This window comes from Colwellia sp. MB3u-55 (assembly GCF_014076785.1).
GTDB lineage: Bacteria > Pseudomonadota > Gammaproteobacteria > Enterobacterales > Alteromonadaceae > Colwellia_A.
In genome coordinates, this window is sequence record NZ_JACGUS010000122.1 from 561046 (window position 1) to 580765 (window position 19720).

The window sequence follows — 19720 nt, forward strand, 5'->3', positions numbered from 1 at the left end:
CATTCCATGTTAGATAAAGTTGTTATCGCCAATCGAGGCGAAATTGCACTAAGAATATTACGTGCATGTAAAGAACTCGGTATAAAAACTGTTGCTGTGCACTCTACGGCTGACAGAAACTTAAAACATGTTTTATTAGCCGATGAAACTATCTGTATTGGCAAAGCGCCTGCGCCTGACAGCTACCTTAATATTCCTGCCATAATAACGGCAGCTGAAGTCACTAACGCAGTAGCAATACATCCTGGCTATGGTTTTCTAGCTGAGAATGCTGATTTTGCAGAACAGGTTGAAAAGTCAGGCTTTGCTTTTATAGGTCCAAAAGCTGAAAGCATCCGTATTATGGGTGATAAAGTTGCGGCAATTAAAGCAATGAAAATAGCGGGTGTTCCTTGTGTTCCAGGGTCAGATGGCCCACTTAATGATGATGAAGCGGCCAATAAAGCTCACGCTAAACGTATTGGCTACCCGATTATTGTTAAAGCGGCTGGTGGCGGTGGTGGTCGTGGTATGCGTGTTGTGCGCAGCGAAGAAGATTTAGTCGACGCGATTGCATTAACCAAAAGAGAAGCCGGTACTATTTTCAAAAATGATATGGTTTACATGGAAAAATTCCTTGAAAACCCTCGTCATGTTGAAATTCAAATAATGGCTGATGGTCAAGGTGCTGCAATTCACTTAGGTGAGCGAGATTGTTCTATGCAGCGTCGTCATCAAAAAGTGGTTGAAGAAGCTCCAGCACCAGGTATTACTCCAGAAATGCGCGCCAAAATTGGTGAGCGTTGTTGTAAAGCTTGTATTGATATTAATTATCGTGGCGCCGGTACTTTTGAATTTTTATACGAAAACGGTGAATTCTACTTCATTGAAATGAATACCCGTATTCAAGTTGAGCATCCAGTTACTGAAATGATCACCGGTGTTGATTTGATCAAAGAGCAATTACGTATTGCTGCTGGTCAACCATTATCTTATACCCAAGATGATATCAAAATCGCTGGCCATTCAATTGAATGTCGTATTAATGCTGAAGACCCACGTACTTTTGTTCCTTCACCGGGCAAAATCACTCGTTTTCATCCTCCAGGAGGATTGGGTGTTCGTTGGGATTCTCATATCTATGCTGAGTATACGGTACCACCAAATTATGACTCTATGATCGGCAAACTGATCACTTGGGGTGATAACAGAGATGTTGCAATCGCACGTATGCGCAATGCCTTAGCCGAATTAGTGATTGACGGTATTAAAACCAACATTGCCTTACATCAAAATATTTTAAATGATAAAGGTTTTGTAAATGGCGGTGCCAACATCCACTATCTAGAAAAGAAATTAGCTGAAGCTGAATAACCTTTTCATTTAATAAAAACCTGCTTAGGCAGGTTTTTTTATAACTAAATAAACTATATTTGCACTAAAGGAACACTATGAAAAAAATTATACTCCCCTTTATATTTACTCTCTTATCTGTAAACGTCTACGCCGATGCTCCATTAGTTTCAATAAGTAATCACGATCAGTTTTTTGACAATATAGCTGCCTTTTGTGGCAAAGCTTTCGCAGGAAAAGTAACCGTTGACAATAGTAGTGGTGATGGTTTTGATAAGCCTTTAATTATGCATGTGCGTCAGTGTAGTAAGACACAACTGCATATTCCTTTCCATGTTGGTGATGATTCATCAAGAACTTGGATTATAACCAAGACAGGTTCAGGGCTTTCTCTTAAGCATGACCACAGACACAAAGATGGTAGTGATGACAAGTCAACTATGTATGGCGGACATACTAATGATGCGGGCTGGGCACAAGTGCAATCATTTCCTGCAGACCAATATTCAAAGGAGCTTTTTGTCAGTGGTGGCATCCCACAATCTATTGGCAACACTTGGCAAATTTATATTTATCCAACAAAGTTTACTTATCGATTGATCAGGCAGGGTAGGGAATTTCGTGTCGATTTTGATTTAACTAAGCCTATTTCTCTGCCTAAAGCTCCTTGGGGGTATAAATAATCCAATTTTTATTTATACCCAATCCACCTCAAGGCTGTTTGGGTATATAATACAAAAAATTTTAATATTGATATAAATTTATGACTGAATTACTTGAAAAACCTTTACCACCTGCCGATGGTGAATGTTGTGACAGCGCATGTACACCATGTGTTTGGGACAATTTCTATGCAAAGCGTAAAGAATGGCGCCTACAACAAGTCGCACTAAAAGAAAAACAAGCCCAAGACAACGAGTCAAATTAATACTAAGCGACTTTCTAAACGATACTGTGTATGACTGAATTACTTAAAGAACCTTCCCTTCCCGCCGATGATGACTGTTGCGGCGGCGGTGCTTGTTGCCCTTGTGTATGGGACCACTACTATAGCGAATACGAAAAGTGGCGTTTACAACAAGTAGAATTACAAACTGATGCCAAAGCTGAGTAATATTAGCTGAGTAAAATTACTTTTTTCACTAATTTATTAATACCGCTGGCTGCCTCAACAAGTGACGTCGCTAGCATGTAGGCCGGTGTTGAAACAAGTTTTCGTTTTCCGTCAACAATAATATCGCCCACTTCACAATCAACGTGTGCTAAACCACGCTTTATTAACGAGTCCGCAATATCACGGTCTTTACCAATTGTTGCTTGAACATCCTCACCGTAAATAAGTGGGATCATTGCCGGAGCAATACACATAAAGCCAAGCGGTTTGTCTGCTTTAATAAAGCGTTGAGCAGCAGCAAGTACTTCAGCATTTATTTGATAGTTTTCTGCATCAAGCGCGAAGCCACAGAGGTTCTTTGCTGCGCCAAAGCCACCTGGAAAAACGAGCGCATCAAATTCTTCATGGTAAAGCTCAGTAATGTCTTCAATGTCACCACGGGCAATACGCGCAGATTCAACCAAAACATTACGTGTTTCATCGTCACTAACCGCACCAGTTAAATGGTTAATCACATGATATTGATTAATGTTTGGTGCAAAACAACGATAGCTTGCTCCTTGCTGTTCAATCGCTAATAACGTTAAAACACTTTCATGTATTTCACTGCCGTCATAAACGCCACAGCCAGATAAAATAATCGCTATTTTTTTCATGTTAATCCTTTATTCCTATATTCCTATATTCTTTGTCATATTAGGTAACTGACATAATAAAACAACTATTATCGAGCACCACATCAATAATGCAAACGGTAAAGCACTACCATCATAAAAATACGCTAATATTGGTCCTGCTAATGCGCCAATACCAAAGCGAAGGGTACCTATTACCGCACTTGCGGTACCTGATTCCCGTGTAAATTCTTGCATAATAAGTGCATCAGCATTTACCGCTATCATCGATAAACTGCCCATCAACGGCAATACCGCAACTGCGGTATACATTAATGGTAGCTGTAAAAAGTTTACCACCACCAACAATGAAGAAAAACATAACGCAACAATTAAACCGTAGGTCAACATTATAAATGACCCTTTACGACTAACTAAGCGGGTATTAATAAAGTGAGCGGTCATTAACGCCAAAACATTAACAGCAAAAAGTAGGCTAAATTCAAATTCAGAGACGTTAAAAACCGTTAGATAGACAAAAGGGATAGCAGTAATATAAGCAAAAAAAGCCAATGAAATAACCATAGACGTAACAATATTTAGTTGTGACTTTTTATTAGATAAAACAATTTTATAGCGTTGCAGAAAACTAACAGGTGCTAAATTTTTCTCACGCTTTACTTCAGGTAAAAATCGATACACCAAAAGCAAAATAATAAAGCTATAGGCCGCTAAACTTAAAAATATAAGCTGCCAACTATGCAGCAGTAACACTGAGCCAATAGCAGGCGCTATCATAGGCGCTATCATCATAATCATAGATACATAAGAAAACCCTTTGGCGGTATCTTTGCCATATCGCTCTTTTATTGTTCCTGGCACAACAACCGTTGCCGCACTACTAATAAATGCCTGAAAAAACCGAAAGGATAAAAATTGTTCAATACTCGTGACAAACGTTATCGCTATACTCATCACGATAAAACCTGAGATACCTAGCATCACTAATTTTCTTCTGCTGTGCTTATCCGCTTGTGGACCAAAAAATAACAAACCTAAAGCATAGCCTAGTAAATAAATACTCAGGCTATTTTGTACCATTGGCATATCGGTTGACAAATGCTCTGCCAGTATCGGCATTGCTGGTAAATACATGTCGATTGCCAATGGTGAAATAGCAATAATGGCTGCTAATAAGGGTAATAATAATTTTAATGAAAGCTCTGTTTGTTCACTAATTTTTACGTTTCTCATGATTTCTCCGGATAGTCGTAAACAAGTTTGCCAAGGTCAGCAATCGCTTTGTCTATTTTTTCACACCATTTCACCCCATAACTAATGCGCATAAAATTTTTATATTGCCCTGTTGGAGAAAATATTTCACCAGGAGCAAAACTCACCCCCTTAGCAATAGCCTGAGTAAAAAATTTGCTAGTATCAACATGAGAACGGCAACGTATCCATAAGACACTGCCTCCTTGTGGCTGTGAAATGCAGACTTCTTTTGGAAAATGACTCGCGATTAAGGCGCGCATCCGCTCGCAATTATAACGTAAGGTTTTTCTTAACACTTGTAAGTGGCGATCATATTCACCACTCATCAAATAATCAGTTAATGTCCATTGCTGTAACATCGGTGTTGAGCAAGACTGTGCGCGTTTAATACGCTTTGCTGCTTCTTCATATTTGCCCGGTAATAGCCAACCGACTCGATAACCCGGTGCAGCCGTTTTTGAAAAAGACGAGCAGGTTAGCACTAGGCCTTTTTTGGAGTAAAGCTGTGCGGGTACTGGTCTATCTTTGCTAAAATATAAGTCACTGTAAACTTCATCTTCGATAAGTGGAATATCATGTTTTTCTAATAAACTGACCATATTCTGGCGCTGTTGATTAGTCATCATGGAGCCAAGTGGATTAGAAATAGCGGTAGAAAATAAACACACTTTTACTGGATGTTGCTCAATAACTTTAGCCAGTTCTTCGACACAGATCCCCTCTTCAGTGCAGGTATAAACTTCCAGAGCTTTCATACCCAAACTTTCAATTAATTCAATCAAACCAAAGAAACATGGTGATTCTACAGCGATAATATCACCACGTTCCGCAACACACTGTAAGGCAATTGACAGGGCTTCTTGGGCACCACTAGTGATAATGATATCGTCATGATTAATGGCTACACCTTGCTCATGATAACGAAAAGCAAGGTTTAAACGCAGTTTTGGATCACCATTTACGGGTCCGTAACTAACCGCTTTTTCAGCATTTTTACTCAACACCGAACGCATTAATCGTGCTAAAGCTTTATCTGGTGGGTGTGCATTGACCGGGTTAGAAATACCCAATGCGACAGTATCGGGTAAATGAACAGCTTCATAAACTTGTTCTATTATGCTTCGACATGAGATTTCAACGGGCTGACAACTTGCCCATAATGACCGCATGGGTTTTAAGGTTCGTGCTTGTTTAGCTTTTAAATAATAGCCTGATTGTGGCCTTGCAGAAATACTACCCTGGCGCTCTAGTTCAATATACGCTTGTTTTACTGTCGGTATACTTATCTCAAATTGTCTACTGAGTTTACGTAGACTAGGTAGCTTGTCTCCCGCTCTTATTGCCCCACTTTTTTCTTGGTCTTCAACAAAGTCAATGACTTGCTGATATAAAAATTCTGAAGAAGATTTATCTAAAAGTCGCATTTTATTTCACCTCAACAAAAACTGTATAGGTTGCATTTTATATTTTTTGTATCTGTTACACAACAGAACTATCTATAAACTAGCGTTTTAGAAATAAATCGACCTTAAGAAATAGTACTTCATATAAGAAATGCTGTTACAGTGATTTAGTCAAAATTAATTGAGAAGATTGCGCTTAAATTTTTCAGGAAAGAATAATGAACAACACACTTTTATATGTGATCACCGTACTTATCTGGGGAACAACGTGGATCGCCATTAATTATCAATTAGGTGATGTTCCCGCCGAAGCATCTATTGTTTATCGTTTTGGCTTAGCAGCACTTCTGCTATTTGCTTATTGTCGTTTTAAAAAGCTCTCACTTGCCTTTAACAAAAAACAGCACCTACAATTCCTGTTCTTTGGTTTGATGTTATTTGGCTGTAATTACTATTTTTTATATTCAGCTCAACAGCACATAAATTCTGCGCTTGCCTCAATCGCTTTTTCAATGATTATGTTTTTCAATGTGATCAATGCCCGCATTTGGTTTAACACTAAAATTACTCAACAAACTTATCTAGGCGCTTTTCTTGGTTTAACCGGTATTGTGGTTTTATTCTGGCCACAAATTAACGATACCGAGTTAGGCGCAGAAACATTGCTAGGTTTATCACTTTGCTTCGTAGGGACATTGTTCGCTTCAACGGGCAATATGGTCTCAATGAAAAATAAGCTTATGAATTTACCTATGATGCAAGCCAATGCTTGGGGCATGCTTTATGGTTCAATATTTATGACTCTATTGCTATTAATACAAGGAAAATCATTTAGTTTTTCATATACCTTACCCTATATAAGTTCGCTGATTTACCTATCGGTTTTCGGTTCTATTATTGCCTTTGCCAGTTACTTAACACTTTTAAATAACATCGGTGCTCATAAGGCCTCATATGCAAGCGTGATGTTCCCTGCTGTTGCCGTCGTTATCTCAACGATATTTGAAGATTTTAGCTGGAATATTTATACCGTCATTGGCTTATTAATTATTGTCGCTGGGAATATTGTTGTGTTAACTAAACCAAAAAAGAAAAACATAATAATAACACCATAAAAGCATCCTTTTTTTAAATATATTTCATTTAAATCAGCTTATTAACCAATAAATAACTTTACCAGGCAATTTATAAATAATAACATAAACAGCGTATGAAAACGCTAAGTAACGCTGTTATTTTCAATAAAAATCGAGTTAAAATAAAGGCATTTTTTTATTGTGATGCTACTCTTTTTAGGGTGATTAATTTTTATAAAGTCATTAATTAGGGGGCAAAATGTTAAATAACTCATGGGGTCAATTGTTAATACTAGCGCTATCGTTACTTGTGACGACGAACGCTGCTTGCCAACAAATAAATAATAATCATTATTTACCCATAGTAACGTTAAAGTTTGACCCTTCTGGCTCAAATGCTTGGTATCCTTATTATATTAATACCGGTGAACAACGTGGCATTGTCGTTGACGCCGTAGCCATAATACTCGCCACTGCCAATATAAGTGGTAAAGAAATAATTTTACCGCCAAAACGCACCAACTTATCATTGAGAAATGGTCTCGTTGATTTTGATTTAATCAATCCTGATTGGTTATCTAAAGAGCAACAGTCTGACGACTATGTCTTTAGTGATAGCGTGATCCCAATTAAAGAACATATTATCTATTTGGCCGGTACTGTTCTTCCTGAAAACTTAGGGGAAGACCAACAATTAACCAATCAAGATATAGGTACCGTTCGAGGTTACTATTATCACAATGATAATTTATTTAATCGCCTAGATTACCCTTCAGAAAAAGAGTTAATCAAAGCACTTTTTAGAAAAAGGATCACCTTTGCGATCAGTGGTGATAAACCAGCACAATATTGGGCAAAAATATTATCAGTCCCCATTGTTTTAGGCCCTGTCCATTCTGATGGCTACTTAAAAATTAGACTAAGAAAAGAGCTAAAATATCTTTTACCCCAAATCAATGATGCCATTCAACGATTAAAAATAAATGGCAGTCTCGAAAGTATTATAAAAGCTTATATATAATGCTCATCGACTTAATTTATAACTAAGTACTCTATAAGGTTAGTTGCTGAGTATTTTTTATCGTGCGTAGTTGTTAATAGCAAGTGACTCCATTATCCTATTACCTTAAGATAATCCGCTCTATCTCGTCTTAAAATTTAAGGGTAATATGAAATATTTCCATCGCTCAGTGCTACCTTGTTTGCTTTCTAGCTATTTATTACTAGTAACATCTTGCACGTTATCAAGCGAACAAACCAAAACAGATAACAATGAAACTGCTGCTTTTACCTATCTTAAAGAACTGGTTTCACCCACCGATGGTATAGGTGCTCGCGAAGCTGGAACAATAAAAGAACAGCAAACAGCTCACTATATTAAAACTAAATTTGAAAAGTTTGGTTATCGAGTTACCGAGCAAAACTTTTCTTATAACAGTAGAGAAATGGTCGGCGAATCAAAGAACATTATTGCTGAATTTGGTGACGTAACAAAGCCAACCATCATACTTGGCGCACATTATGATTCAACGGCAATGAAAACGGGATCAATGGGCGCCACAGATAACGGCGCAGGTGTTGCGGCAATGTTAGCGATAGCCCAAGCATTGACCACAAAAATGCCAAATAATTATAGTATTCGCTTTATTGCCTTTGGCGCAGAAGAAATTGGTTTGCAAGGTTCAAAATATTACGTCAACGACTTATTAACCCATAAAAAATTAGATAATATCGCTGCGATGATTAATTTTGACACTATTGCTGGTGGCGATAAGGTTTATGTACATAGCGCGCATACACAAGCTTATGATGATTGTAAAAATGAAACTTATAACAGCGACACTTTTATGCGAAATGCTTTACTCAAGGCATCAATTAAGGTGTTAGGCGAACAAAACAAGTATGTTATTCATCCTGACTATGAAGGCTATCCTGAAGGTGTAACTGGCTCTTGGTCTGATCATGCTAGTTTTGCCTGTGCTGGTATTCCTATCGCGTATGTAGAATCAACCAACTTTTCAATTAATGGCCAGAATGGCTTTGATGGTTACTCTCAATCAACCGCAAAAAAATTGTGGACTTGTTATGATAAAAAGAATTCAACAGCTTGTGATAATAAAGCCGAGAAAAACTGGGGAAATATTTGGCATACTCAATTCGACCGTTTAGATAAACTTGATGAAATATTTCCGGGACGTGTTAAGCAGCAGCTTAATAATAATGTTGAGGTGCTAATTGAATTATTAGCTGATCCTGATAAATATTTACCTGCAAAGTAAAAGATAAAATAATCTTTTAAAGTGGTGGGTGGTTTTATTAAGACTCAAGCCACCCACACTTCAATAATTAACTACCAATAGGTGAACCCGGCGGCATGGTAATATTAGCAGCAGGATGAACAAGTTTCCCTTGCTCAAGACTATGGGTGATTTGCGCTGCTAACAACATAAACTGAGCAGCTAAGCGCTTGTACTTTTTAGAGTCATAATTATCATTTAACCATTCTTTTATATTAAGTAAAGCCATATAAACTTCTGCACGCACCTCTGTTACTAAATTTTTGTTATGCCAAAGTGCTAATAAATGCTCAATAACTTGTTGATTAACCCGTTGTTGAACCAACAAAGCCAAGCCCTTTTCAGCCGGTACTTTAATTGACTGCTCTATTAAAGCGTCAATCAATTCTTGCACACTCAAGATACGCTTATCTATTACTGACTGTTGTTGTAAACGCGCTAAACGTTGCTCATTTAAAAGCAAAGACACCGTATGTTTAGCACTCGCCTGTGCAGCAGAAACTGGGTCAAAAGTAAGCCCCGTATTACCAGTAAAGCTCTCACGATTACGATAATAACCATAAGCTTTTGGTGGAATAAGTTTCACTATGTGTTCTGGCAAGGTTAATATTTTTGTATCTAGAGTGGCTAACAAAACCTGCAGCGCTTTTCGCTGCTGTTTACCTGAGACTACCTCCAATGGCTTTAGAACATTTTCTTCTCGCAGTTGATAGCGATAGTCTATACCTGAAATTAATTTTGCTGCGGCGGTAACTTGAAAACGATGAAAGTTATAGATGGGCACCAAAACCTCTTCAATTTCTGACAAGGGTCGCCCTAGAGGAATACTATTTAAACCAAAGTCTATGAGCGCTTTTTCACGTATTTTTAAGACTCTATTAAGCTCATCGGCGGCATCTACTCCGTTGTCCCACAAATGTGCGCGGCTATGTGTACTTGAAGAAGAACGCGCATCTGAGTCTGACATATACAGCAAATCTGCTTGTTGCGCACTTGCTATAACTTTCGCTAAATACTCGGCTTCTTGATCAGCCGCTATATCAGCATAACCATAAGCAATAACTGATTTGTCCCAGCGACCAATATCTGTAGCGTAGGCATTTGATAAATCAATTTCGCCATTTTTCAAGGTAATTAACGGGTGAGGATAATCCATTACTGAAGCGCGATTATTAGCACTTGCGGCAAAATTATGCGCGATACCCAAAGTGTGCCCAACTTCATGAGCCGACAATTGACGAATACGTGCTAAAGCCATTTCTTTCATTGGTGAAGTGTCTGTTATAGATGACTTAAAAGGAGATGTTAAGCCCAAAGCGATGAGATAATCTTGACGAACACGTAGAGAGCCCAGCGTGACATGCCCCTTTAATATTTCTCCTGTTCTTGGGTCTATCACTGATGAACCATAAGACCAACCTCTTGTTGCTCGATGTACCCATTGAATAACGTTATAACGAACATCCATAGGGTCTGCGTCGGCTGGTAACATTTTTACCTGAAAAGCATTTTTATAACCGATGGCTGAAAATGCTTGGTCCCACCAACGAGCGCCATCCAGTAAAGCACTTTTTATAGGTTCAGGTACGCCGGCATCTAAATAATAAATAATAGGTTCAACCGCTTCGCTGACCTCAAGATTTCTATCTTTTTTGTTTAAGCGATGACGTGGAATATTACGCTGAATTAACGGTTGGTCGATAGCACTGGCGTAATCGGCATAACTATTTGACCAAAAGCCACTGTAAGGATGAAAAGTACGTGCTTGGTATTTGTCGTCTGGTAATTTAATCAGCGAATGATGTAAGTTCACCGTAACAGCGGTTGAGTCTGGCGTTACTGAGCGTAAGTATTTACCTGCATCCGTTCCTTGGTAAGTCACTGTTGCTTCAAGCTCAGTGTTATTAGGAAAGGCCTTACTGCGTTTTATGTAGATGCCACTTCGGCTTTCATCAATTTTGAAGTTACCTTGTTGACGTTGTTTAAGTTTACTGGATAATTGATGAATATCAGATAAAAGAAAGGGTGTATAATCAATTAATACTTTTTTACCGTCCTTACTTTCTTTGGCAACTTTAAACCCCCAAATAATAGAGCTAGCAAATGCCTCGCTAACAGCTTTTTTTTCTAAGTTGTTTTCAGTATCCGCTCGATAATAAGTATTAAGTTGGCGGAGAAAAACCTTCTCCCCTACTTTTTCAAAGCGTACTAGACGGGTATCACCTAATTGGCCTCTATCGAGCCCAATATCATTAGAACCGACTCCTTGAGGTAAACCGCTTTGAAATAAAAAGTCTTGTTCAAATTGCTGGATCTCTAAATAAACATTGCCCTTTTTTTTATCATGATAAAAAGAAAAATAGCCTTGCTGGTGATCTTTATCTTTAACAAAGCCATTATAACTGATTATTTCTTCGCTGAGCGCGGCTATTGAAAAGGTACTACAAATAAATATTAAAAAGACACCTAGCGTCAGTTTCATCGTTTTTCCCTATTTGATTTTTGGTTCTATAAATATATATTCAAGTCATTCCATTATTTTTGTTATCATTAACCTTACAGGTGAGGTGATGGCTTTCATCGTCACCTCTAACCGTAAAATAATGTAATATGTAGCTGCTATTATTTTTTATTTTACGGTATTAAATAACCAACAATTTTATGACTCAATTTTTAAGAGTCTTACTCTAAATCAATTAGGTAACCCGATGCAACGACTAGCACCAGCTTTACGTCAAGATAATGTTCCACTCGATTTAATTTCGCTGATCAAAACGATTTTAGCGGCAACTAAAGAAATTTCATTTCGTGTTAGCCAAGGTCACTTAAGTGACTTGATGGGTTCAACTTCGGATGAAAATATTCAAGGTGAAGTGCAGAAAGAATTAGATGTTGTTGCAAATGAATTACTTAAAGATATTTTATTAGAGTCTGGTTTTGTTAAAGCGATTTCTTCTGAAGAAGAAGATAGCTCTGTTGCAGGTGAAAAAAATGGCAAGTATCTAGTTTCTTTCGATCCACTTGATGGCAGCTCTAATATCGAAATCAACTCATTAATTGGCACAATTTTCTCTATTCATGAAGCACCAAGTGATATGGATGCTAGTGATCCAGACATGTTTAAGCAAGCGGGTAACAAACAACTTTGTGCGGGTTATGTCTTATATGGTCCGTCAACTATGTTGGTAATGACTACGGGTAACGGCACACACTTTTATGTACTTGACCGTACCCATGGTGGTTTTTTATTAGTTGAACGTAATGTTCAAGTGCCTACGGACACACAAGAATTTGCTGTTAACATGTCAAATCAACGTTTTTGGCAAGCGCCTATGCAGAATTACATTAGTGATTTACTTGCTGGTGATACCGGCCCTCGTGGCAAAAATTTCAATATGCGTTGGATTGCCGCTATGGTTGGTGACATTCATCGTGTATTAACACGTGGTGGTATTTTTACTTATCCACAAGACAGTAAAAACCCGCAACAACCACACAAGCTACGCTTAATGTATGAAGCGAATCCAATGAGTTTTCTCATTGAACAAGCCGGTGGACTGGCAATGACCAGTGAAGGACGCATTATGGATATGGAACCGAATAGCATTCATCAGCGTGTCGAAGTAATTATGGGCTCAAAAAACGAAGTAGAAGCCTGTCTAGCTTATTACAAATAATAAAAAATTAGCATGCATCAACATGTCGAAGTCCAATTAACAGGTTTCTAAAAGCAAAGATGAAGCCTGTTTAGCTTATTACAAATAATAAAAATTAGCATGCATCAACATGTCGAAGTCCAATTAGCAAGTTTCTAAAAACAAAGATGAAGCCTGTTTAGATTATTAAAAGTCACTAACATTTTCTTATGTCGGTAAAAAAGCTCAATTCATTGAGCTTTTTTACCGTTAAATTTAATATTCCCTTCATACTTTTACGATATAATAGTTAATATAATTGACTGGCTTTTAACGACATTGTTATGAAAAAACTATTTGAAGTATTTTGGCGTTTTCTTTTTTTAGGTTGTATCAGTTTTGGTGGACCTGCCGCACATATTGGCTATTTTCAAAAAACATTTGTCGATAAACTAAAGTGGTTAGATCAAACAAGTTATGCAAATTTAATCTCGTTAAGCCAATTTTTACCGGGCCCTGGCTCTAGTCAATTAGGTTTTGCTATTGGATTGAGGCAAGCTGGACTGCCTGGCGGCATTGCCGCATTTATCGGCTTTACCTTACCGTCATTTATTCTTATCTATTTACTCGCCACTAATATTAGCGGCGCTGAACAACCTTGGGTTTTTCATGTTATAAGTGGTTTAAAATTACTGGCTGTGGTGGTAGTGGCTGACGCTTGCTTAACTATGTTTAAAAGTTTCTGTAATAATAACACCCACAGACTTATTGCGGGTATAGCAGCGATTACTTTAATCACGTTACCGAGTTTAACGACGCAAATTTTCATACTGACTATCGCAGCAAGCTTTGGTTTTTTTGTTAATCCATCGTTAAAATCAGTCACCACTGAAGTTGCCCAACCCTCAGCTCTAACCTCAAGACAGTTTAAAATACTGCCATTGATGTTGTTCTTAATCATCGTCTTTGCTTTACCACTAGCAACCGTATTTGGAGCACCGATTGACTCAGCCAAGATCATGGTCTTATTCAATCAGTTTTTTCAAGCGGGTAGTATGGTCTTTGGTGGCGGACACGTCGTCTTGCCACTGTTACAACAAACAATTGGTGAAGCGTTATCGAACGATGTTTTTCTTACCGGTTATGCCGCAGCGCAAGCCGTTCCTGGCCCAATGTTTACCTTAGCGACTTTTCTGGGTGCAGAGCTATTTCCACAAGCCCCTTTAATAGGAGCGACAGTCGCAACCTTAGCAATATTTTTACCTGGATTTTTATTGGTACTCACCTTTGAAAGTACTTGGCAATCATTAGCAACAAAGCCAAAAGTCGCCGGTGCGATTATGGCGGTAAATGCCGCTGTGGTTGGCCTATTATTTTCTGCGCTTTATCACCCTATTTTTACTAGTGCTGTTAGTTCACTATTTGACTTATTTTCTGTGCTTATTGGTTTTTATTTATTACGCATAGTCAAACTGCCTATTATTGTTTTAGTGGTGACATTTGTTGGCGTTGGTTTATTAACGCAATTCTACTAAGTCGGATATTGCAGAGTAATAAGCGCCTGAGTGCTATTGATATGATTTAGTGCCGATAATGTAAGCTTTAACTTTTCACCGCCATGGTTTATTTGCTAAAATATCGCCAATGTAAAATATAGCCTCAATATAAACGCTAATACGAGAAAACTTATGCCTAATTATGCTGTTGGACACAAAACACCTGATTCAGATTCAATCTGTTCAGCTATCGCCCTTTCCTATTTAAAAACCACGCTAGGTGAAGAAACCGTCCCAGCTCGTTTAGGAGAGCTTTCACCAGAAACTTTATTTATTTTAGACAAATTTGGTTTTGAGCAACCCGAATTAAAAACAAGTTTTGCAGGCGAAGGTATCTATATTGTTGACCATTCAGACCGTATTCAAGGACCTGATGATATCGATGAAGCGACAATATTAGGTATTATTGATCATCATAAATTAGGCGATATTACTACATCTACCCCATTAGAAATTTGGGTTCGTCCTGTTGGCTGTACCAATACCATCATTAAAATGATGTACGATTTCTATGATGTAGAAATTCCAAAAAATATTGCTGGTGCAATGATGTGCGCTATTTTGTCTGATACGGTTATTTTTAAATCACCCACCTGTACCACTGCTGATATAAAATGTGTTGAAGCATTAGCTGAAATTGCAGGCATTAGCGACGCAAAAGCCTTGGGTATGGAAATGTTTGAGGTAAAATCTGCCGTATTGGGTACGCCTATACGTGACCTAGTCTTACGTGATTTTAAAGACTTTAACATGCATGGCAACTTAGTGGGTATCGGTCAATTGGAAGTACTTGACCTCGCCATCTTTGATGATATGAAGCTTGAATTATTTGCTGACATTGCAAAATTAAAAGCCGAAGGTAGCCGACACACGGTTTTATTATTACTGACAGACATTATGAAAGAAGGCTCTGAAATGTTAGTTATTAGCGACAATGCTGATTTAACAGAAAAAGCTTATGGCAAACCACTTGTTGACGGTAAAGTATGGTTAGATGGCGTATTGAGCCGTAAAAAACAAGTTGTACCACCTCTACAAGATTCATTAGCTTAAAAATGAAAATCAATAACTCTGCACGGCTAAGCTACAGATTAATGTCTGCTGACGATGCAGAGTTATTGTATCAACTTGACCAAGACCCAGAAGTGATGCGTTTTATCAGTGATGGTAACCCGTCGTCACGCGAGACCATTACAAACGTGTTATTGCCTCGTATGCAAAAATACCTAAGTCCAACTAAAGGTTGGGGATTATGGCAAGTTAATATCACTGAAACGGATCAGTATATTGGCTGGGTACTTGTGCGACCGATGAATTTTTTCTCTGCCTTACCTGAGTTTGATAACCTAGAACTCGGTTGGCGATTTTTTCAAACATCATGGGGTCAAGGTTTTGCCAGTGAAGCGGCTCAACATATTAAAGATGCTTTAGCCATCAATCCTGAATACGAGAAATTTAGCGCCATTGCCGACGAAAATAATCTAGCTTCAATAGGCGTAATGAAAAAAATAGGTATGTCATATCTTAAAACATATCTTCATATTGACCCATTATTTGAATGTACAGTCGCTTACTATCAGCTTCAAAATACCTAACCGTTAATGTTCTACATTAGCAGTCGCCGAATTTCTGTCAGTTCCTGAAAAAGTATTTTAAATAGCTTGTTCTTGCTCGAATAAACCTGAGTAAATTCTGTTCATTTATCTGATAATTTATATGCTAATACCTGAGGTAAAGGCATAATTTTAATGGGTTGATCATCATAAAACCGATAACAACGACTATGCGTTGAGATATCTAACTCAACTTTAATTGTTTCTGACCAAGTATGGTCGCGTTAATTCGTTAATATTGTAAGCAATCGTCCCACATCATTTTCTGTATATTCCCTTTATAATCAATTAATTTATGCACTGAGTAATCAGTAGATATAAAGTGCGATTTTGTCGAGATGCTTTTCAAAACAGGCATAAAAAACTCACCGAAGTGAGTTTTTTTATCTTGATGATATGCCGTTAAATTTTACAATTAAACGCGTTCAATTACCGTTGCAATACCTTGTCCTAAACCAATACACATAGTCGCTAAACCTATGCTGACATCTTGACCTTCCATTAGGTTCAATAAAGTACCCGTGATACGCGAGCCAGAACACCCTAATGGATGACCTAAGGCGATAGCACCACCGTTTAAGTTAATCATATCTTCAGCTCGGTCTTCTAAGCCTAGAGATTTAACACACGATAAAGCTTGCGCCGCAAAGGCTTCGTTAAATTCAGCTAATTCGATATCAGCTAAAGATAAACCTGCACGTTTCAATGCTTTTTTCGTTGCTGGAACAGGACCAAAGCCCATAGTAGACGGATCACAACCTGCAACCGCCATACCACGAATACGTGCACGAGGGGTTAAACCAAGCTCTTTTGCACGATCAGCTGACATCACTAACATTGCTGATGCACCATCAGACAACGCTGAAGAAGTACCTGCCGTTACTGTACCGTTAACTGGATCAAACACTGGGCGTAAACCGGCAAGCGTTTCAATCGTTGTTTCTGGACGAATAACTTCATCATGTTCAACTAATATTAACGCGCCCATTGCATCGTGTCCTTGAGTGGCAACAATTTCATTGTCCCAACGACCAGCAAGTTGTGCTTCATAAGCTTTTCTGTGTGAGCGTGCCGCAAAAGCGTCTTGTTGTTCACGGGTAATACCAAACTGCTTACCGAGTAACTCAGCGGTTAAACCCATATTGCCAGCTGCACGAGAAATATACTTACTCAAGGCTGGATCAAAATCGACGTCGTACATCATAGGAACGTGTCCCATGTGCTCAACACCACCAACGATAAAGACATCACCTTGGCCACACATGATGTTAGTTGTTGCATCATGCAAAGCTTGCATTGATGAACCACATAAACGGTTAACCGTTACCGCGCCAACTGTTTTTGGAATGTCAGTTAATAACTGTGCATTACGCGCAATGTTAAAACCTTGTTCTTTAGTTTGCTTAACGTTGCCCCAAATAATATCTTCAATTAATGAAGGGTCTAAATTAGGGTTACGCACTAATAATTGCTGCATTAAATGTGCTGATAAACCTTCAGCACGAACGTTACGAAAAACGCCAGCTTTAGAGCGTCCCATTGGTGTACGAATACAATCTACAATGACTACTTCTTTCATGTTCTTCTCCTTAGCTTATGCTGTTTTTACGTCGGTGTTGAAATAAGATTTACCTGATTTAGCCATTGCGCGTAATCCGTCAGTTACCTGATAAATTTCACCTAAATGCGCATATTTATCAGCCATAGCAATAAAGTTAGTTAAACCTAACGTTTCTAAATAACGAATGGCACCACCTCTAAACGGTGGGAAGCCAATACCGTAAATTAAGCCCATATCAGCTTCAGCGGCAGTATCAACAACACCTTCTTCTAAACAACGCACCACTTCATTGACCATAGGGATCATTAAGCGAGCAATAATTTCTTCACTACTGAATTCTTTTTTGTCTGCACAGGTACTTTCAAACAATGCGTAAGCATCAGCAGAAGCTACTTTTGTTGGACGGCCGCGCTTGTCTTGACCGTAATCATAAAAGCCTTTGCCATTTTTCTGACCAAGGCGCTTATTACTATATAAAGTGCTTACTGGGTCATTATCGATTTTTGCCATACGCGTAGGAAAGCCAGATGACATGACACCCGTACAGTGATCAGCGGTATCAACACCAACAACATCAAGTAAGTATGCTGGGCCCATTGGCCAACCAAATTGTTTTTCCATAATTTTATCAACAGCTGCAAAATCAACGCCTTCAAGCATTAATTGGCTAAAGCCAGCAAAATATGGGAATAAAACACGGTTGATATAAAAGCCAGGGCAATCGTTAACAACAATCGGTGACTTACCCATTTTAGCGGCGTAAGCAACAACAGCTGCAACAGTTTCTTCAGAAGTTGCTTTACCACGAATAACTTCAACCAATGGCATTTTGTTTACCGGATTAAAGAAATGCATACCACAGAAGTTTTCTGGACGCTTTACACTTTGCGCTAACAAATCGATAGAAATTGTAGAGGTGTTAGAGGTTAAAATCGCATCCTCAGAAAGAAAACTTTCTACTTCAGCAAGTACCATACCTTTTACTTTAGGGTTTTCTACTACGGCTTCAACCACAATATCAACATCTTTAACACTATCGTAGCTAAGTGTTGGTGTGATGTTATTTAACACACCAGCCATAGTCTTAACATTCATGCGACCACGTTCAACTTGTTTCGTTAAAATGCCAGCAGCGGTATTTAAACCTAAATCCAGTGCCGCATCATTAATGTCTTTCATGATGATTGGCGTACCTTTATAGGCAGACTGGTAAGCAATACCACCGCCCATAATGCCAGCACCTAATACAGCGGCTTTATTCACTTGTTTAGTTGCCATTTTAGCGGCTTTCTTTGCCTTGCCTTTAACCACTTGGTCTGCCATAAACAAGCCAATTTGCGCGGTAGCAGCATCAGTTTTAGCAAGTTTAGCAAAGTTAGCATTTTCAATAAGCATCGCTTCTGTTCTACCGAGCAGAGCTGCAGCTTCGATAGTTTTTACCATCATCATTGGTGCAGGGTAATGTTTACCGGCTTTAGCGGCGATCATACCTTTACACGTATTGAAGGTCATAATTGATTCAACAGGGCTAAGTTTTAGCGCGTCGAGTTTCTGTTGACGTTTAGCTTGCCAATTTAACTTGCCTGCCATTGCTTCTTTAAGCATGCTAATAGCCGCTTCACGCAAATGCTCAGGGGCAACAACAGCATCCAATAAACCGACAGCCATAGCTTGTTCTGGTTTAAAGGCTTTACCGGTAGACATCCATTCAACCGCGTTATCAGCGCCAATAATTCTGGGTAAGCGCACTGTGCCACCAAAACCAGGAATAAGACCTAATTTAACCTCAGGTAAACCTATTGAACATGTTGTATCAGCAATACGGTAGTCACAAGCTAAGCTCATTTCACAACCGCCACCTAAAGCAAAACCATTAAGCGCAACAACTGTTGGCAAATTAATGTCTTCAAATGAGTCAAAAACGTCTGAACCACCTTTGATCCAAGGAACAAGTTCCGCTTCTGGCAGTTTAAACATTGCTAAAAATTCAGTGATATCCGCACCAACAATAAAGTTAGACTTTCCAGACGTCACTAAAACGCCTTTCGCATCGCTACAATTATTAATCGCGGCAACCACTTCAATATATTCTTTAAAAGTTTCCTGATCGAACTTATTCACTGAGCCTTGTGCGTCAAATTTAAATTCAACGATGCCGTCATTCAGTAATTCGGCAGAAAGGTTTTGACCTTGAAATAACATGCCTAGTTTCCTCGTTTAGTGGGATAAAATTAGGGTCTGAAC

Annotated in this window: 17 protein-coding genes; 11 read left to right on the plus strand and 6 right to left on the minus strand. The window is 38.5% G+C overall.

Annotated elements, in window-relative coordinates; translation table 11 throughout:
• Window positions 1-6: 6 nt before the first annotated feature.
• The 4 genes from accC (at window position 7) to H4J66_RS18745 (ending at window position 2446) form a co-directional block, all read left to right on the plus strand.
• A complete protein-coding gene (gene accC / locus H4J66_RS18730; RefSeq protein WP_182176416.1) occupies window positions 7-1353 on the plus strand; it encodes an acetyl-CoA carboxylase biotin carboxylase subunit in 1347 nt (448 codons plus the stop codon).
• A 77-nt stretch (window positions 1354-1430) separates the two neighbouring features.
• The gene (locus tag H4J66_RS18735) at window positions 1431-2015 is read left to right on the plus strand and encodes a hypothetical protein (RefSeq protein WP_182176417.1); all 585 of its coding nucleotides are present in this window, start codon (window positions 1431-1433) and stop codon (window positions 2013-2015) included.
• A gap of 80 nt (window positions 2016-2095) precedes the next feature.
• Window positions 2096-2260, plus strand: a complete 165-nt coding sequence (locus tag H4J66_RS18740; protein WP_083277941.1) for an oxidoreductase-like domain-containing protein — start codon at window positions 2096-2098, stop codon at window positions 2258-2260.
• Window positions 2261-2290: 30 nt separating this feature from the next.
• Window positions 2291-2446 carry an oxidoreductase-like domain-containing protein gene (locus H4J66_RS18745; protein WP_182176418.1) on the plus strand — a complete coding sequence of 52 codons (156 nt, stop codon included), beginning with the start codon at window positions 2291-2293 and terminating at the stop codon, window positions 2444-2446.
• A gap of 2 nt (window positions 2447-2448) precedes the next feature.
• Here the strand turns inward: H4J66_RS18745 and elbB are convergent, their stop codons facing one another.
• Genes elbB through H4J66_RS18760 form a run of 3 tightly spaced genes read right to left on the minus strand, consistent with a single transcriptional unit; the run spans window position 2449 to window position 5759 of the window.
• Complete coding sequence (gene elbB, locus H4J66_RS18750; protein ID WP_182176419.1) at window positions 2449-3102, minus strand: isoprenoid biosynthesis glyoxalase ElbB; 654 nt, start codon at window positions 3100-3102, stop codon at window positions 2449-2451.
• Between the two features lie 15 nt (window positions 3103-3117).
• Entirely contained in the window at window positions 3118-4314 is a 1197-nt protein-coding gene (locus tag H4J66_RS18755; RefSeq protein ID WP_182176420.1) for a multidrug effflux MFS transporter, read from the minus strand.
• Entirely contained in the window at window positions 4311-5759 is a 1449-nt protein-coding gene (locus H4J66_RS18760) for a PLP-dependent aminotransferase family protein (protein ID WP_182176421.1), read from the minus strand. The genes H4J66_RS18755 and H4J66_RS18760 overlap by 4 nt, the downstream gene beginning before the upstream one ends.
• A 197-nt stretch (window positions 5760-5956) precedes the next feature.
• Here H4J66_RS18760 and H4J66_RS18765 point away from each other — a divergent pair, with 197 nt between their 5' ends.
• The 3 genes from H4J66_RS18765 (at window position 5957) to H4J66_RS18775 (ending at window position 9093) form a co-directional block, all read left to right on the plus strand.
• Window positions 5957-6853 (plus strand): DMT family transporter, encoded by an 897-nt coding sequence (locus tag H4J66_RS18765; protein ID WP_182176422.1) that lies wholly within the window; start codon window positions 5957-5959, stop codon window positions 6851-6853.
• Between the two features lie 220 nt (window positions 6854-7073).
• The gene (locus H4J66_RS18770; RefSeq protein ID WP_182176423.1) at window positions 7074-7835 is read left to right on the plus strand and encodes an ABC transporter substrate-binding protein; all 762 of its coding nucleotides are present in this window, start codon (window positions 7074-7076) and stop codon (window positions 7833-7835) included.
• Between the two features lie 148 nt (window positions 7836-7983).
• Complete coding sequence (locus H4J66_RS18775) at window positions 7984-9093, plus strand: M28 family metallopeptidase (RefSeq protein ID WP_182176424.1); 1110 nt, start codon at window positions 7984-7986, stop codon at window positions 9091-9093.
• A gap of 67 nt (window positions 9094-9160) precedes the next feature.
• On the opposite strand, the gene H4J66_RS18780 is transcribed toward H4J66_RS18775, so the two are convergent.
• Entirely contained in the window at window positions 9161-11593 is a 2433-nt protein-coding gene (locus tag H4J66_RS18780) for a zinc-dependent metalloprotease (RefSeq protein ID WP_182176425.1), read from the minus strand.
• A gap of 226 nt (window positions 11594-11819) precedes the next feature.
• Here H4J66_RS18780 and H4J66_RS18785 point away from each other — a divergent pair, with 226 nt between their 5' ends.
• The 4 genes from H4J66_RS18785 to H4J66_RS18800 all read left to right on the plus strand — a co-directional run bounded on the left by H4J66_RS18785 (window position 11820) and on the right by H4J66_RS18800 (window position 15897).
• Window positions 11820-12788 (plus strand): class 1 fructose-bisphosphatase, encoded by a 969-nt coding sequence (locus H4J66_RS18785; RefSeq protein WP_182176426.1) that lies wholly within the window; start codon window positions 11820-11822, stop codon window positions 12786-12788.
• 302 nt (window positions 12789-13090) lie between these two features.
• Window positions 13091-14281, plus strand: a complete 1191-nt coding sequence (chrA, locus tag H4J66_RS18790; RefSeq protein ID WP_182176427.1) for a chromate efflux transporter — start codon at window positions 13091-13093, stop codon at window positions 14279-14281.
• Window positions 14282-14434: 153 nt separating this feature from the next.
• On the plus strand, window positions 14435-15355 hold the full coding sequence (locus H4J66_RS18795) for a manganese-dependent inorganic pyrophosphatase (RefSeq protein ID WP_182176428.1): 921 nt from the start codon (window positions 14435-14437) through the stop codon (window positions 15353-15355).
• Between the two features lie 2 nt (window positions 15356-15357).
• Window positions 15358-15897 carry a GNAT family N-acetyltransferase gene (locus H4J66_RS18800; protein WP_182176429.1) on the plus strand — a complete coding sequence of 180 codons (540 nt, stop codon included), beginning with the start codon at window positions 15358-15360 and terminating at the stop codon, window positions 15895-15897.
• A 433-nt stretch (window positions 15898-16330) separates the two neighbouring features.
• On the opposite strand, the gene fadA is transcribed toward H4J66_RS18800, so the two are convergent.
• The gene (gene fadA / locus H4J66_RS18805; RefSeq protein ID WP_182176430.1) at window positions 16331-17494 is read right to left on the minus strand and encodes an acetyl-CoA C-acyltransferase FadA; all 1164 of its coding nucleotides are present in this window, start codon (window positions 17492-17494) and stop codon (window positions 16331-16333) included.
• A gap of 15 nt (window positions 17495-17509) precedes the next feature.
• The gene (gene fadB / locus H4J66_RS18810; RefSeq protein ID WP_182176431.1) at window positions 17510-19678 is read right to left on the minus strand and encodes a fatty acid oxidation complex subunit alpha FadB; all 2169 of its coding nucleotides are present in this window, start codon (window positions 19676-19678) and stop codon (window positions 17510-17512) included.
• Window positions 19679-19720: the final 42 nt, after the last annotated feature.